This window comes from Chryseobacterium daeguense DSM 19388 (assembly GCF_000430825.1).
Classification (GTDB): Bacteria; Bacteroidota; Bacteroidia; order Flavobacteriales; family Weeksellaceae; genus Chryseobacterium; species Chryseobacterium daeguense.
Window position 1 is genome coordinate 35,996 of sequence record NZ_KE387263.1, and the last position, 15,230, is coordinate 51,225.

Below are 15,230 nucleotides of genomic sequence, written 5' to 3' on the forward strand. Positions count from 1 at the left end.
TGCCAATTTCAAGATTATCAGCAATTAATTTATAAAAAGCAAAAGCACCGGAATTTCCAGTGCTTCTATTTTTCTTAATCTCATCTGTGGCGGCCGTGGCCGTGACCTCTATGTTTGTAATGCCCATGACCATGTCCGGGATTTTTATAGATGTACACTTTTTTTGCCTGTCCGGGAGGCAATCCTCTTCTTCCGTGATGCTCATGAACGATGCATGAAGTTAACATCAACATTGCAATTGTTGCGGCACCGGCAACTTTAATCAAACTTCTCATTTTTTCACTTTTTCAAATTCCGATGTGAAAAATATCAATGTTAATGCCAAAATTAATTGATGAGTTTGAATGAATGATGGTGTTATAGTTATTTTTTTTGTGTTTATAAGACTTTTTTGAACTTAAAATAAATTTACATCTAAACTTTAATTCAACTTTTTACTCGTTTCTTTTATTATTATCTTAAAATAAATCACTTCTTTTTTCAAGCAAGACAACATCTTTCCAGTCTCCGTTCAGCTTTGCTATTTTTTTTCTGATTCCTACCGTTCGAAAACCATTTTTCTGATGGAATTTAATGGATGCTTCATTTTCGTAGAATATATTTGCCTGTAAAGTCCAGAATCCGTGGCTTTCGCTATCCAAAATCATCTTTTTAAGTAAAACCGAACCCAAACCCTTACCCTGATAATTATTATCGAAATAAATGCTTACTTCTGCCACTCCGTGATAACACTCCCTTTTGCTGACAAGCTTCAGGGCACACCAGCCTACAACTTCATTATTTTCATTTTCCAAAACCCAGCGGCAGTCGTTGAAATATTCCATATTCCAGGCCTCCGGAGTTGGAATGTTTGTTTCAAATGTGGAAATTCCGCCTTCAACACCCTGCCTGAATATTTCCAAAACCCTTACGCTATCACTGGAAAGCATTTCTCTAAGCTCGTAGTTCATTATTAATGGTATTTTCGTTTGTTTTTTCTTTTAATCCTGGAATAATGGGTCTGTTTGTTTTGCTCGTCTTCAGAGATTACACTGATGTTTCCGTCTACTTCCAAAATAGATAATTTTACATTTTCAATTCCGTCCACGCCATGTTCCCTGATTGCTTCTTCCAGCTCCTGCTTGTTTATTTTAACCTTAAATAAAGCATCCTGATTAATTTTACCATCCCTTATAAGAATCACAGGTTCATCTTCAAAAAATGCTTCAAATTTTTTGTTGGAAAACATCAATCTTTTAACAATAAAATTAGCCGCAAAAAGAACCAAAGCAGCTACAAGGCCCCCAGTAAGAGATGTATCCGGGCCCACCATTGCATTCTGAACAGCATTTGAAATAAGCAGCAACAGGACAACATCCCCTGCATTGAGCTGGGAAAGCTGGTTTTTACCAAAAATTCGGATCGCAATTACCATAAAAAGATAGACGCAGAGAGACCGGACGACAACATCAAGGATGGGATTCACAACAGTTTATTTTAACTCAAATGTATACATTTTTTACATACCTGATTACAATTATTAAATTATAAAAAACAATACATAAAATTTAAAAACACGGCATAAACTTTGCTAATAAGTTGTTAATATTAAATTAATTTACACAAATTATGAAACAATTATTTCTATACTTGGGAGTTCTCCTGACATTTGCATCTTGCAATAAAAATGACAATTTGCCGAAAACAGTAAATAATGATGCTGAAATCACACTAAAGGTTAATGAATTGTACAGTATCTACGGTAAGTCCACAGAATCACTTTATAAAGTACCTTTTGCCGATTCTATTTTCTCACCAGGACTTAAAAAAAATCTGGATGAGGCTGTAAAAGCTTCTAACGCAAGCATTGAAAGAACTGAAAAAGAAAAAAAAGGTGATAAGCCTCAGATTTTTGAAGGCTCTCTATTTACAAGTCTTTATGAAGGATATACTAATTATAAAATCGTTTCTGTAAAAATGCTTAACGATTCCGGAGAAGCTAAGGCTGAAGTAAATGTAGAATTTGAAAACTCCAATGAAAATCCAAAAATTACGTGGGTTGATAAAATCAATTTAATTAACCCCGGAGACGGATGGAAAATTGATAATATTGATTTTGATGATAAATTAGGAAACACTTCCGATCTCAAAAAAAGTTTAGCAAGCTTTATAGAAGGTGCCAAAACAAATTAAAAACTAAAGCCGCTCGATGAGCGGCTTTAGTTTTTAAGGGCATTGTGAAATAGGAACTTCGCTGCATACTACAGCATTCATCCATTCGCAGTACACGCAGTATTTTTTAGGAGCACCTCCGTTTACTGCTTTTAGTTCTTCTTTTGATAGTTTCTTTAGATTTTTCATATCGTTTAATTTTTGCGTATTAAATATAAACGAAAAAAATATTACGAATTATTATAACTTTTTATTTAAAAATTTCATAATTATTATATTAATGTATAATAATTTATAATTCTATCTCTGATCTATCTCTATTGTAACAGGCATAACATAAGTATAGGCCATCATTTTTCCGTTCAGCTTTTTAGGCTTAATTCTGAAATTACTCAAAACATTTTCAATTTCTTTACTAACATTTTTACAGTCGCCAGTGGAATGAACATTAGCAACCTTTCCATCTTCCAAAATATCAAATTTTACCTCAGAATTTACTATTCCCTGTTTATATTCATAGTTTGTAAAGTCAAAATTGTTTATTAATTCTTTTCTTACATCGCTTAGAGCATCTTTTTTATTTAATTGAACCTCCTGGATAACATTGCTGTTCGTATTTTGTGCTTTAGCTGTATTTACCACAGCTGCAAGTCCGCACACCATAAATGAAGCTATAAATATTTGAATATTATTTTTCATAACTAATTGGTTTTAAATATTATACTTATTTAATTTTATATCTACTATCAAAGTTATAAAAAATAATTTACAATAAATTTACATTCAGTTAACATTGGGTTAACATTGAAATTTAATTAACTGATTTTCAACTATATAAATTTTAAAAATAATTAAAAATTTAATATTGGAAGTTAATATTAAGCATAAAAAAGGCCAAAACATTAGTTGTTTTGACCTGTAATTTATAAACTTTAACAAAGTATTACTCTAGTTCTCTTTTCAAAAACTTACCTGTCAAACTTTTCTTCGATTTTACGATTTCTTCCGGAGTTCCCTGTGCTACAATCTGCCCGCCGTGCTTTCCACCTTCAGGACCAACATCTATAATATGATCTGCTAATTTTATAACGTCCATATTATGTTCAATAATAATAAATGAGTTTCCTAATTCCACTAATTTATTAATAGCATCCATAAGTATTTTCACGTCTTCAAAGTGAAGTCCGGTGGTAGGTTCATCAAGGATATATAATGTATTTCCGGTCTGTCTTTTTGCCAGTTCAGTTGCCAGCTTGATACGCTGAGCCTCTCCTCCTGAAAGCGTGGTCGATTGCTGTCCCAAAGTAATATACCCCAAACCTACATCCTGTAATGTTTTTACTCTTGCAAAAATCTTTGGAATCGGCTGGAAAAATTCTACGGCTTCATCAATCGTCATATCCAATACATCTGAAATAGATTTTCCTTTGTAACGTACTTCCAGCGTTTCCCTGTTGAAACGTTTTCCGTTGCAGGTTTCGCAATGTACATAGACATCCGGTAAGAAATTCATTTCAATAACCTTCAACCCGCCTCCCTGACAGGTTTCGCATCTTCCGCCTTTTACGTTGAAAGAGAATCTTCCCGGCTTATAACCACGGATTTTACTTTCCGGCAATTCAGCAAAAAGATTTCGGATATCCGTAAACATTCCTGTGTAGGTTGCCGGGTTTGAACGTGGCGTTCTCCCGATCGGGGTCTGGTCTACATCTACAATTTTATCGATGTTTTCGAGACCATCAATTTTTTTGTATGGTAAAGGTTCCTGAACGGCTCTGTAAAAATGCTTGTTTAAAATCGGGTACAAGGTTCCGTTAATCAAAGAAGATTTTCCGCTTCCTGAAATTCCTGAAACTACAACCAGCTTACCTAAAGGAATATCCAGTGTTACATTTTTAAGATTATTTCCTGTAGCCCCTTTTAATACGATATTTTTACCGTTTCCTTTACGTCTTTCCGCAGGAATTTCGATTTTTCTTTTTCCATTAATATACTGAGCTGTAATCGTATCCGCTTTCAACAAATCTTTCGGTTTTCCCTGCCAAAGGATTTCTCCCCCGAACTTCCCGGCTCTGGGGCCAATATCCAGTACCTCATCGGCCTCCAGAATCATATCTTTGTCGTGTTCTACCACCAAAACAGAGTTTCCGATATCACGGAGATTTTTCAGTGAATTAATCAATCTCTCATTGTCTCTCTGGTGTAAACCTATACTCGGTTCATCCAAAATATAAAGAACATTTACCAATTGAGACCCTATCTGCGTAGCCAGGCGAATCCTTTGAGACTCCCCTCCTGAAAGAGTTTTTGAACTCCTGCTCAGGCTTAAATAATCCAAACCTACATCCAGCAAAAACTGAAGCCTTGTTTCGATTTCTTTTAAAATTTCATGAGCAATAATGGCATGCTTTTCTGAGAATTTATCTTTAACGTCAGCTAACCAGTCTTTTAAATCTATTAAACTCAATGCATTAACCTCAGCAATATTTTTTCCATCGATTTTAAAGCTCAGGCTTGAAGGCTGAAGACGTGTTCCCTTACATTCCGGACACGTTTCTTCCGTTGTGAAATGTCTTTCCAGCAAAATAGCCTCGTAAGATTCCCTTTCCTCAATGATCTCTTCCATAAAAGGAATTAAACCATCAAAGCTGATTTTAATTTTCTTGGTAATTCCGGCGTATTTTAAATCTTTATTGAATTCTTTGTGGCATCCGTTGTACATATAATCCAACGCTTCTTCCGGGATATCCTGAAAAGGAGTAGTTAAGCCCAATCCGAAAATTTCAAGGATATTTTTAATCTGAGCCAGAATCCATTTATTAGATTTAATATCTTCCAAAGGCAGTAAGCCTCCCTGATTTATTGATAATTTTGGATTTTCAACAAAATAATCGGTGTTTATTTTTTTAATAGTTCCCAAGCCTTTACATTCCGGGCAGCTTCCTTTCGGAGAGTTAAAAGAGAATGTATTCGGTTCCGGCAAAGCCAATGAATGACCGGTTTCCGCATCCATTAAATTCTTTGAAAAATATTCAATTTCCGTACTTCCCAGTTTTTGAATCCCGATTAAGCCTTCTCCCATTTCCATCGCCGTCCGCAATGATTTTTCCATTCTGGCTTCGGAAGCACTTTCCCCGATAATCCAACGGTCGATTACAATGTCGATATCGTGGGTTTTGTAACGGTCAAGCTTTAAATCATATTCAATATCCTGCAGTTCACCGTCAATTCTTGCCTGCCCGTACCCTTTCTTAGCCATCTGCACGAAAAGTTCATGATAATGACCTTTTCTGGAACGTACCACTGGAGCCATCAGCATGATTTTTTCGCCTTTATAATTTTCTTTAATTGTATCAAGAATCTGATCTTCGGTATAGCTTACCAGCCTCTTGCCTGTTGTCTGAGAATACGCATCTGAAACTCTTGCGTATAGAAGACGGAGAAAATCATATAATTCCGTAACCGTTCCTACGGTAGAACGGGGATTTTTATTGGTTGTTTTCTGTTCTATGGCAATTACGGGAGATAATCCTTCTATTTTGTCTACATCAGGACGCTCCAGTCCGCCCAAAAACTGTCTGGCATAAGCAGAAAACGTTTCGATATAACGGCGCTGGCCTTCTGCAAAAATAGTATCAAAAGCCAATGATGATTTTCCGCTTCCCGAAAGCCCGGTAATTACTACCAATTCGTTGCGCGGAATTTTTACGTTAATATTTTTAAGATTATGTTCACGGGCTCCGTAAACTTCTATATATTCTGTTGATTTACTCATAATTTGGTGTGATTTTACCTGAAAATCACGATGTGCAAAATTACGGAAATTTTAGGAATTTTTTGTGTTAAAATTGTTAGATTATTAGCCGTGAATCTATCCATTTTTTATTTTAAATGAAATTAACTTTGTGGAATTCTTCGACTGCTCACGTTCAGCATGACAGAAGTCTAATACTAATTGTTTTATTTCAAATTAAATGCAGAAAAAATTTCGCGGTGTCATCCTAAGTGAGAACAGTCAAAAGATCTCTAACAATACCAAGCAAGAATATCCATTCAAAAATTAACTATTTTTTAATTAAATTTACATCACTTAAAACCCAGCCATGAACAGACTCCGGGAACATATTGAAGCCATAACTCCGCTTACAGATGAGGAGTTTGATTACGTCAAAGACTTTTTCGTTCTTAAAAATGTTCGCAAAAACCAGTTTTTAGTTCATGAGGGAGACGAAGTAAAATATGAATTTCTGGCTTTAGACGGTATTTATAAAGTTTTCTATATTGATGAAAACGGTAAAGAACATATCCTCCAGTTTGCGAAAAAAAACTGGTGGATGACGGATTATATCGGATTTTTTAAACAAAAGAATGCTACCATGTTTGTAGAATGCCTGCAGGACGGAGCTATAGTATGCCTTACACTGGAAGGCCGTGAAAAACTGTCTTCAGAACTTCATAAGATGGAGCATTTCTTCAGAGTAAAGCTGATGAACGGCTATATTGCTTTACAGCAGAGAATTATGCTTTTATTATCGAGTACACCGCAACAGCGATATGAAGAATTTGTAAGATTATATCCGGATCTTATCTCCGAAATTACTAAAAAATATGTTGCAGAATATCTTGGAGTAAGCCGCGAAACACTTAGCAGGCTGTATTCTAATATTAAATAATTTTATGTCATTGCGAGGAGCGAAGCGATGAAGCAATCTCTTTTTTAAATACTAATAGCACTAATTTTTCACAAATAACACTGGAATATATTATACCTCTAAACTATGCTTAGATCCTTCCAGGATGACAAACATTATGTATATTTTTTATGTTTAATAATAGTTTTACATAAAATTCTAATTTAAAAATCAAATATTCAAGTGTGATTTCGATCACACTTTTTTTGTGACTTCACTCCTTCTGTTGAGGCATTGGATCAACCTACATTTGCTATAGAAATTTAAAACAATTTCAAAAGATCATTCAAAAATAATAATTAACTAAAAAAATTTAAGTCATGAATCCAAAAGTATTAATCATTGTATCCAATGCCAGCTCAATCGGACCTAATCACCGAAGAACCGGAACTTTCTTATCTGAAGTAGCGCATCCTTACGCAGAATTTGAAAAAGCAGGCTATGAAGTTGATTTTGCAAGCCTTACTGGTGAATCTCCGTTTTTAGATGCTTTAAATTTAGCCGGTGATCCTGATAACTTAAAATTCTTAACCGGAAAAGGTTGGGAAGGAATGCACAGTGCAATAAAACTTTCTAATCTGGATATCAGTTCTTATGATGCTGTTTTTGTTCCGGGAGGTCTGGCACCGATGGTAGATATGCCGGAAGCCGCCGAACTTAAAAAAGTAATTGCTGAATTTTATGAAAACAATCGCGTTGTAGGAGCCGTTTGCCACGGTCCTGTTTCACTCTTAAATGTAAAATTGAGTGACGGAAGTTATCTGGTGGATGGTAAAAATATCACATCATTTACGACTGAAGAAGAAGATAACTATGCAAGACCGGATGTTCCTTTCGATTTGCAAACGGCCTTAACTGAACAGGGAGCGATTTTCCACGCCGCTGAACCCTGGTCTGCCAACAGTATCGCAGACGGAAATCTTGTAACAGGTCAAAACCCAGCTTCTGCAAAAGGTGTTGGTGAAAAAATGGTTGCTCTGCTGGAGGCTAAAAAATCATAATTTAATTCAAAATAAAAAAATGGATCAAAACGCTGTATTTGTTCACGCCAAATGGCAGGTGAAAGAAGGAAAACTGGATGCCGTTCTTCAATTAATGAAAGAAGCCGGAGAAAAAAGTACCCGGGAAGAAGGAAATTTGTTTTATAAACTGCATCAGAGTCAGGAAGATCAGAATACAATTATTTTATATGAAGGGTATATAAGTGCCGATGCTGTGGAAATCCATCGTAATTCTGAGCATTTTAAAAGCATTGTACTGGAACAGGTTGTTCCTTTATTGGAGGAAAGAGAGGTGATTCTTATGAATCTGTTATTTTAATGATGTGTTTTAATGAGTTACGGGCAAACCTATGGTTTGCCCGTAACTTTTTTATAATTGTTTGATCCTTCGACAGGCTCAGGATGACACTGTGAAAATCTCCTGCATATTTTAATTAAAATAAAATGAAACAGTCAGTATTAGAGCACTGTCATCCTGAGCCTGTCGAAGAATCTTTAATTTAATTATCAAAAAAATCAGAATCTTCATTTGTTACTTTCACAACATATTCTATTCCGTCAATTGCTTTTGAAATGATCTGATTTCTCAGAATATTCGCCATGTTTTCCCAATATACTCTTCCGTAAAAAGAATAATTCTGTGGAATGATTTCTACCTCAACCGTTCTTACAAAGCCCTCTTTAGGCTTGTTGCTGATCATGGTTCCGCGTTTTACCCTTACGTCTTTTAATTCGTCTTTCAGAACCATTCTGCAATAGTTTTTAACATCTTCCAAAGAAATAATTTTATCTCTCGTGGTCAAAGCATATTTATACGCCTGAATGCTGTCTGTTCCTTTCTGTTCTTCCGCCCCGCCGATGGTTTCCGTTAAAAGAATAAGCATCTGGGATTTTAACTGGTTGGAAAGCTCAGTCCCGGGACGCATGTGGTTCGCAAGCGTGCAGTGGGTAACCCAAAATGATGCGTAGGTATGATCCGTTTTTTCTACAGGCTCCATAATGATGTAATTCAGCTCCTGCTTGATGGTTCTTTTCGCATTATTCACTTTCTGAACCATAGATTTCATCTTATCGGCCATCTCGCTTAAGACACCCTTTACATTATCCCTGTTTAAAAGAGAAAACGCGGCAATTTCGTCTCTGGTAAGTTCCAGAACATTGGCGATCATATCCACTGCATTTCTGTTTGTAAAACGTTCCATACCGCCTTTTCTTACCGTGTATAAGCCTTTTTTAAGATCATCGTTGGGCGTAAAAGGTATTTCCGTATACCGTCTTCCGTCTCCATCCTGAACTTCATCAACATATAAAAAATGTTCGCCTTCATCTGTAACCAGCGGAATATTATTTCCCATAATATCCAGGCTGTATTCTGTTTTTTTCCAGCCACGGTTGTAAATAGGGAATGCGTTTAATACAAATGAAAAATTATCTAAAATCTCTGCCGAAAACTGTGGAGGAAACTCCAAAGTAAGCCACAGATAGCGTTTTCCGTCAATATGTTTTGTGATTTCTTCTTTATAATCTACATATTCTAAATTTTCAGGCAATTTTCCAGGTTCGGAAAACAAAGAATCCGAAAGTCCGGTAATCTCAATGAATTTGTGGCGGTAAATGCTTTTCACATCTTCAAAAAGTTTATTCTGGATAGACTGTTCGCGGAACATCTGTTCATATCCGTCCGTCTGATTATTTTTGATATAAGTAAGTCCTTCTTTTACAAACAAAGGGTTTCCATTACTGGAAACCGTAATGTACGGTAATAATTTATAGACAAAATCAAGATGTTCAAAGGCCGGATTTGAGCAATAAATGCTGAGATACTTAGGAAAACTTTCACTTTCATATTTTGAAACATTAATTCCGATGGTAACCTTCCTGTAATCTTCCGGCTTTCCCTGGAATCTTGCAATCGGGATTTTATTTAAGCGGTCGTCCACACTGTAGCAGGTATTCCCTACGAACATAACAGCGGTCTGCGCTTTATTGATCCTGATATTTCCTACGGGCGTAAACGGAATATTAATCTGCTTATCTGACTCTGATTTTACCGTAGAGGTCATCTGTTTCCTGAAGAAAAATTCTGTATGCTCCAACAGGATTTCCGAAGATTCATAAGGCTGCGTAAAAGCAATGGCATGGGCCGGAATGGGATGTGTATAAATGGACGGCGTTAATAATTTTGCCAGCTTTTCTAAAATTCTGGCATTTACCGTCTGTATTTCGTTATTTGCTTTGAAAACTTCTGTGCTGAATGCGTCTATCAATAACTTTACGAAAGGATCCAGTGACTGTGGACTTTTTAATCCCCAAACTTTGGTAGCATTCTGAAGCATTCTTGCTTTTACAGATTCTTTGGAATATATATTTTGGTCTAAATTCATAGGTTCTGGTTACAAGTTTACAATAATTAATCAATCGACATCGGGCTCAGGAATAATTCCGTAGAAAAGCTGAACCGCTCTCCCGTTTCTTCCATTTTTGCATTGATGGCAATTTTTACTTTCTTTTTGATTTCAGTATGCTCTTTTGTATCGTAGCTGTGTTCTACAATGAGGATATGTGCATCGATCTGTGGCTGCACAATCCTCGGCTCATAATCCCTGATCTGTCTTTTCAGGCTTTTTATGAATACGCTTTCCCATACTGCACTTGTAACTCCGTTATCGAATTCCAGGTTCCAGACGTCGTTTCCGTAATTTTCATCATATCTGTTTTCGCCTTTCTTTGTGGTGATCAACAGCATGATGTTATGGGCAATGCTTTCTCCCATGTCGCAGGTGTCGATACTTCCTCCTTCTGTCATTAAGGTTGACGGAACGAAAGGCATTCTGTAATTTGGTGTGTCCATGATCTCAACTTCTTTATTTTTTACTTCATAGTCTTGTTTAATCGAAAATAAATACCAAATTAAGTATTTTTAGCGAAATAAAATATTATAAGATTTAAATTTGATGTATAATATTTAGGCTGTTAGCTTTAGGGCCTTCAGCAATTATTTAGCAAGGTTTCGGGGCTGGTGGCTTCGAGTGCGGAGAGCGGGAAAAAGCTCCTTTAAAAATAGGTAATGAGTATTAAATAACAATAAAAAAGCTGTCTAAATTAATTAAACAGCTTTTGAATTTATTCTTTAATTTTATTGTTATTTCTATTGATAAAATAATACACCGGAAGTCCAAGCAATACCATCAGGAAGCCCGGCCAGGTATACTGCTGCTTATAGATCAACAGCAAAATACAGAATCCCGCTCCTATCACTAAATAAATAATTGGTGTTACAGGATACAGCCATGTTTTGTAGGGTCTTTCGAGGTTCGGCTGCTTAATTCTTAAATAAATAACTCCAAAAACCGTAATCATATAAAATAACACGATTACAAAAGAAATCATATCCAGAAGGTTGCCATACTGTCCGCTTAAACAAAGCAGAGAAGCCCAGATTCCCTGCATCCAGAGTGCATTAGCAGGAACATCATTTGCATTGTTTTTTTCCGCTGATTTAAAGAACATTCCGTCTTTTGCCATTGTCTGAAAAACTCTTGCTCCGGCCAGAATAAGCCCGTTATCACATCCAAATGTAGAAACCATCACCAGTAAAGCAATGATGATTGTCCCGGCACTTCCAAAAATAAAATGAGAAGCAGAAACCGCTACCCTGTCATTTTCAGCAAAAGCAATAGCATCGCGGTCCAGAGCATTAAGATAAACATAATTGACTGCGATATATAAAATCATGACGGCTGTAGTACCATAAATCATTGATTTTACTACATTTTTCTTAGGGTTTTCAATCTCTCCGGAAACGAAGGTCACACTTTCCCAAGCTACCGAGCTGAACACGGAGCCTACCATTGCGGCTGCAATTCCGCCAAGTAAAGTCATCCCGCCAATAGGTTCCCAGCCTTCTTTAAGAAAATTCCCGAAGGTGTCTTTTTTAAGATTATTAAAAGAATCCATCCCGAAGCTGAAGTTTTCTGCCATGTGGGAAACATCCACTAAAATAAATCCAACAGCTATTAAGCCCAACAACGCAATAATTTTTGACCCTGTAAAAATATTTTGTAATAATTTTCCGCTTTCTACCCCTCTTGTGTTGATATAGGTAAGCAAAAGAATGACTCCAATGGCCAGAATCTGAATCCATGTAATTTTAAATTCTCCACTCTGGATAATAGGAGCAGCATCATTAAGCGCCGGAACAAGGTACGCAGTAAATTTTCCGAATGCCATTGCTACTGCCGCAATAGTCCCGGTCTGAATAACCGTAAACAATCCCCAACCATAGAGAAAACCCATTCTTTTTCCGAAAATTTCCTTAAGATATGTGTATTGCCCTCCAGCTTTCGGGTATAATGCTGAAAGCTCTCCATAGCTTATAGCTGCAGCAACTGTCATGATACCGGTAATTACCCAAACCACGATCAGCCAGAATCCTGAGCCTAAATTCCGCATCATATCTGCGCTTACAATGAAGATTCCGCTTCCGATCATCGAACCCATTACGAGCATGATGGCGTCCCAAAGTTTTAGTTTTTTTTGCATAGTTGAGTATAGATGTCAAATATAAATAAATATAGCATTGAATTTAAATTTTGTTGTGAAATTAAGAAAAGTGTATTAATATATTTACGCTATGCTCGCAAGGCTATTTGAATTAATCTTGAAAACAGTTTTGATCGCAAGGGCACTTCGTTCAGCAAATGATAGCAATATTTTAATTGAAAAATTGATGATAATAAAATATTTTTATTGATTTTCACACAATGTTTGTCATCCTGAAAGGATCTAAGCATCATATTAGAAAACAGTATGAAAGATTCGCGGCCAGATTCCTACGGAATGACAAGCTCTGTGAATACCTAATGCTTAAATGAATGACTTCAGCCCTAGCCCCGATTGTAATGAAAATCCTTTTTTGCTAAAAAAAGATTGTAATGGAAAGCGGGAATAGCTTCAAATAATTAAACACAAAAACATAACCTGTTTTTTATCAATTTTTTCGCAATTTATGATTCAAATTTTATTAGTACTTTTGAGAAAAATATTAAAAATGAAATTCAAAGCAATATTATTCGCTGTAGCTGTAAGTGTTTCTACTTTAGCTTTTGCACAGGAGACAAAAAAATTCGGGCCGCCGGCTGGAAATGCCGTTGTTGGTGACGTATACGGAGGCGGTGTAGCTGCTAACGCAGAATCTAAAGCAATTACTGTTGAAAAATTAAGCAAAAAGCTTAAAAAAGAGAATAAAAAAGTAGAAAATGTAGCTGTAAAAGGAAAAGTTACAGATGTTTGCGAGAAAAAAGGCTGTTGGTTAACCATCCAGACTGAAGATAACTCCCAGTTTTTCGTAAAAATGAAGGATTATGCATTCTTTGTTCCAACTGCTCTGAAGGGTAAAACAGTTGTTTTAGACGGAACTGCAGAAAGAAAAGTAACTTCTGTCGACGAGCAAAAGCATTACGCAGAAGACGCAAAAAAACCTCAGGCTGAAATTGATGCCATCACAAGTCCAAAAGAAGAAATCAGATTTGTAGCAAACGGGATTAAAGTGGTGAACTAAAAATTCTAAAATTTTAATTTTTCGTTGTCATTCAGCGGAACAAAGTGGAGTTAAGAATGTGTAACTTTATTGAGATTGCTTCACCTTCGGTTCGCAATGACATTTAGTATAAAACAAAAGCGGAACAAATTGTTCCGCTTTTTTAGTCTTCTATAGTAAAATTTACTTCTGCATCCAGTTTTGGATATTTTGTGGCAGAGACAAATCTCTTCCCGGTACAGTCTATTTCCAGCCAGCCTTTTCGCTGTTTTACATCGCCCACTTCCATTACAAAAGGAATAAATGATATTTCATCTTTCCCTTCCTCCATAATTTCTCTGTACTGAACGGCTACATCCAGAATACATTCATGTTCCGTGTTCAGTTTTACATTCCTGTAAACAATGTCATAGTGCGTTTCCCTGTTTTCAGGAATATCAAGATAAGCTTCCCAACCTTCAATACCTGAATTTAGCTCCGAAATTGCTTTTAAAGCATAATATAAAGCAATTGTATAGTATTTTCTGGTTCCTTTTCGGGTATAATCATCTATAAAATGTCCGCCTTCAAATAAAATAGTAGGCATTCCTGCTTTTATAAAGTTGTCACCAGTGGAAGTCGGGTAAAATTCATCAGAATACCGGCCGATCTGGTTGGGGATCATTTCTTTAAGATGATGATAAACATTGGCAATAACAGCCATACATTTTTTCCGGTTTTCCGTAACCGTCCGCTCGACGTTTTCAGAAGGGGCAAGGAAAGAAAGTGTTGCAGGATGGATGCCGTCTGTTGTAAAAATAGTTCTTTGCTCATGCAGATTCAGCGCATAATCATATTTATTTGAAGCGACCGCATTCTTAAGATATTTGATCTCTCTGCTGGATTCATTGTGAAAGTCCCTGTTTAAATCGATATCTGCAGCATTCAGCCTGGTCCATCTTTCCGAACCGTCAGGGTTTAGCATAAAAATAAAATCCAGCTTTACTTTACTGAATAGCTCGTCTTTAAGCTCCGGAACTTTATCCAGAGTAATCAGCAGGTCGAGCATTGCATGGGTTGCATTGGATTCATTACCGTGCATCTGCGACCAGGCAAGAACTTGAATATTACCTGTTCCAACTGTCAGTTTATAAATAGGTTTATCTAAATAAGATTTTCCGATCTCCTGAATATAATCGCTGAGATTGGTCTGTAGGTAAGAAAATAATTTTTCAGGGGAAATATAGCGATTTGGGAATTCGGGATTTGGTTGATAAATCTGTTCAAAATTCATTGTGTAATAGTTTACAAGAGTCAAATTTAACCATTTTTAATAAGAAAATAAAATTAACATTTGTAACGCAATTAAACAATGTAAATTGACAAAATGTCTGTGGATAAAATTGTGGATTAATTATAATTCAATTACTTATAGTTAAATTATTCATTATGAGATATTTAAAACATTTATATAAACCCGTAGTTTAGATTTACTTTAAGCGCATTATGCAGTACTTATCTACATTTGCGCGTAATTTCATTAAACAAGAATTAATGTGGAAAATGATTTAATATAATTAATATACAATTGTAAATTATTGATAATTTAGAATATTAATCAATGAATCTTTACAAATTGAGATTTACATGAAAACTCTAACTTAACAATAAAAACAAGAATTTTAGCTATAAGAATTATTCTTAAATAAATGTAAGATCACTTCCAATAAACACAATTCAGACGTTTTAAGACGATACATGTACCGTTTAATAATCTAAATCAGGTATTTAGAATACTACCACTCTATTTTAAGTTAATTTAGTAGTTAAAACATGCTATAGAGTCGATCAATAAAGGGATCATAATAG

Annotated in this window: 15 protein-coding genes; 5 read left to right on the plus strand and 10 right to left on the minus strand. The window is 35.7% G+C overall.

What is annotated here, in order from left to right:
* Nucleotides 1–80: 80 nt before the first annotated feature.
* From H560_RS22845 to H560_RS0119585, 3 genes are all read right to left on the minus strand, one after another.
* Nucleotides 81–275 (minus strand): hypothetical protein, encoded by a 195-nt coding sequence (locus H560_RS22845; protein ID WP_081414015.1) that lies wholly within the window; start codon nucleotides 273–275, stop codon nucleotides 81–83.
* Nucleotides 276–458: 183 nt separating this feature from the next.
* Nucleotides 459–950: a GNAT family N-acetyltransferase gene (locus tag H560_RS0119580; protein ID WP_027381539.1), complete on the minus strand. Its 492-nt coding sequence runs from the start codon at nucleotides 948–950 to the stop codon at nucleotides 459–461.
* Nucleotides 951–952: 2 nt separating this feature from the next.
* Nucleotides 953–1,465 (minus strand): DUF421 domain-containing protein, encoded by a 513-nt coding sequence (locus H560_RS0119585; protein WP_027381540.1) that lies wholly within the window; start codon nucleotides 1,463–1,465, stop codon nucleotides 953–955.
* 143 nt (nucleotides 1,466–1,608) lie between these two features.
* Here H560_RS0119585 and H560_RS22615 point away from each other — a divergent pair, with 143 nt between their 5' ends.
* Nucleotides 1,609–2,172: a hypothetical protein gene (locus H560_RS22615; RefSeq protein ID WP_155845056.1), complete on the plus strand. Its 564-nt coding sequence runs from the start codon at nucleotides 1,609–1,611 to the stop codon at nucleotides 2,170–2,172.
* Nucleotides 2,173–2,205: 33 nt separating this feature from the next.
* Here H560_RS22615 and H560_RS0119595 read toward each other — a convergent pair whose 3' ends face one another.
* The 3 genes from H560_RS0119595 to uvrA all read right to left on the minus strand — a co-directional run bounded on the left by H560_RS0119595 (nucleotide 2,206) and on the right by uvrA (nucleotide 5,926).
* The gene (locus H560_RS0119595; protein ID WP_027381542.1) at nucleotides 2,206–2,340 is read right to left on the minus strand and encodes a bacteriocin-like protein; all 135 of its coding nucleotides are present in this window, start codon (nucleotides 2,338–2,340) and stop codon (nucleotides 2,206–2,208) included.
* Nucleotides 2,341–2,451: 111 nt separating this feature from the next.
* On the minus strand, nucleotides 2,452–2,850 hold the full coding sequence (locus H560_RS0119600) for an energy transducer TonB (protein WP_027381543.1): 399 nt from the start codon (nucleotides 2,848–2,850) through the stop codon (nucleotides 2,452–2,454).
* A gap of 244 nt (nucleotides 2,851–3,094) precedes the next feature.
* Nucleotides 3,095–5,926: an excinuclease ABC subunit UvrA gene (uvrA, locus tag H560_RS0119605; RefSeq protein WP_027381544.1), complete on the minus strand. Its 2,832-nt coding sequence runs from the start codon at nucleotides 5,924–5,926 to the stop codon at nucleotides 3,095–3,097.
* Nucleotides 5,927–6,254: 328 nt separating this feature from the next.
* Here uvrA and H560_RS0119610 point away from each other — a divergent pair, with 328 nt between their 5' ends.
* From H560_RS0119610 to H560_RS0119620, 3 genes are all read left to right on the plus strand, one after another.
* Nucleotides 6,255–6,824, plus strand: a complete 570-nt coding sequence (locus tag H560_RS0119610; protein ID WP_027381545.1) for a Crp/Fnr family transcriptional regulator — start codon at nucleotides 6,255–6,257, stop codon at nucleotides 6,822–6,824.
* Between the two features lie 338 nt (nucleotides 6,825–7,162).
* Nucleotides 7,163–7,843: a type 1 glutamine amidotransferase domain-containing protein gene (locus H560_RS0119615; protein ID WP_027381546.1), complete on the plus strand. Its 681-nt coding sequence runs from the start codon at nucleotides 7,163–7,165 to the stop codon at nucleotides 7,841–7,843.
* Nucleotides 7,844–7,862: 19 nt separating this feature from the next.
* On the plus strand, nucleotides 7,863–8,162 hold the full coding sequence (locus tag H560_RS0119620; RefSeq protein ID WP_027381547.1) for a putative quinol monooxygenase: 300 nt from the start codon (nucleotides 7,863–7,865) through the stop codon (nucleotides 8,160–8,162).
* A gap of 181 nt (nucleotides 8,163–8,343) precedes the next feature.
* Here H560_RS0119620 and H560_RS0119625 read toward each other — a convergent pair whose 3' ends face one another.
* From H560_RS0119625 to H560_RS0119635, 3 genes are all read right to left on the minus strand, one after another.
* Nucleotides 8,344–10,227, minus strand: a complete 1,884-nt coding sequence (locus tag H560_RS0119625; protein WP_027381548.1) for a type VI secretion system baseplate subunit TssF — start codon at nucleotides 10,225–10,227, stop codon at nucleotides 8,344–8,346.
* 26 nt (nucleotides 10,228–10,253) lie between these two features.
* The gene (locus H560_RS0119630) at nucleotides 10,254–10,694 is read right to left on the minus strand and encodes a GPW/gp25 family protein (protein WP_027381549.1); all 441 of its coding nucleotides are present in this window, start codon (nucleotides 10,692–10,694) and stop codon (nucleotides 10,254–10,256) included.
* Nucleotides 10,695–10,966: 272 nt separating this feature from the next.
* Nucleotides 10,967–12,385, minus strand: a complete 1,419-nt coding sequence (locus tag H560_RS0119635) for an APC family permease (protein WP_027381550.1) — start codon at nucleotides 12,383–12,385, stop codon at nucleotides 10,967–10,969.
* Between the two features lie 508 nt (nucleotides 12,386–12,893).
* Between H560_RS0119635 and H560_RS0119640 the strand changes: the two genes are divergently transcribed.
* Complete coding sequence (locus tag H560_RS0119640) at nucleotides 12,894–13,403, plus strand: DUF4920 domain-containing protein (protein WP_027381551.1); 510 nt, start codon at nucleotides 12,894–12,896, stop codon at nucleotides 13,401–13,403.
* Between the two features lie 142 nt (nucleotides 13,404–13,545).
* On the opposite strand, the gene H560_RS0119645 is transcribed toward H560_RS0119640, so the two are convergent.
* Complete coding sequence (locus H560_RS0119645) at nucleotides 13,546–14,655, minus strand: M14 family zinc carboxypeptidase (RefSeq protein WP_051289405.1); 1,110 nt, start codon at nucleotides 14,653–14,655, stop codon at nucleotides 13,546–13,548.
* Between the last annotated feature and the right edge of the window lie 575 nt (nucleotides 14,656–15,230).

Bases quoted from the DNA above. Each gene is read 5' to 3' on its own strand.
- H560_RS22845 (WP_081414015.1), bottom strand. From the start codon at position 275: ATGAGAAGTTTGATTAAAGTTGCCGGTGCCGCAACAATTGCAATGTTG.
- H560_RS0119580 (WP_027381539.1), bottom strand. From the start codon at position 950: ATGAACTACGAGCTTAGAGAAATGCTTTCCAGTGATAGCGTAAGGGTT.
- H560_RS22615 (WP_155845056.1), top strand. From the start codon at position 1,609: ATGAAACAATTATTTCTATACTTGGGAGTTCTCCTGACATTTGCATCT.
- H560_RS0119595 (WP_027381542.1), bottom strand. From the start codon at position 2,340: ATGAAAAATCTAAAGAAACTATCAAAAGAAGAACTAAAAGCAGTAAAC.
- H560_RS0119600 (WP_027381543.1), bottom strand. From the start codon at position 2,850: ATGAAAAATAATATTCAAATATTTATAGCTTCATTTATGGTGTGCGGA.
- uvrA (WP_027381544.1), bottom strand. From the start codon at position 5,926: ATGAGTAAATCAACAGAATATATAGAAGTTTACGGAGCCCGTGAACAT.
- H560_RS0119610 (WP_027381545.1), top strand. From the start codon at position 6,255: ATGAACAGACTCCGGGAACATATTGAAGCCATAACTCCGCTTACAGAT.
- H560_RS0119615 (WP_027381546.1), top strand. From the start codon at position 7,163: ATGAATCCAAAAGTATTAATCATTGTATCCAATGCCAGCTCAATCGGA.
- H560_RS0119620 (WP_027381547.1), top strand. From the start codon at position 7,863: ATGGATCAAAACGCTGTATTTGTTCACGCCAAATGGCAGGTGAAAGAA.
- H560_RS0119625 (WP_027381548.1), bottom strand. From the start codon at position 10,227: ATGAATTTAGACCAAAATATATATTCCAAAGAATCTGTAAAAGCAAGA.
- H560_RS0119630 (WP_027381549.1), bottom strand. From the start codon at position 10,694: ATGGACACACCAAATTACAGAATGCCTTTCGTTCCGTCAACCTTAATG.
- H560_RS0119635 (WP_027381550.1), bottom strand. From the start codon at position 12,385: ATGCAAAAAAAACTAAAACTTTGGGACGCCATCATGCTCGTAATGGGT.
- H560_RS0119640 (WP_027381551.1), top strand. From the start codon at position 12,894: ATGAAATTCAAAGCAATATTATTCGCTGTAGCTGTAAGTGTTTCTACT.
- H560_RS0119645 (WP_051289405.1), bottom strand. From the start codon at position 14,655: ATGAATTTTGAACAGATTTATCAACCAAATCCCGAATTCCCAAATCGC.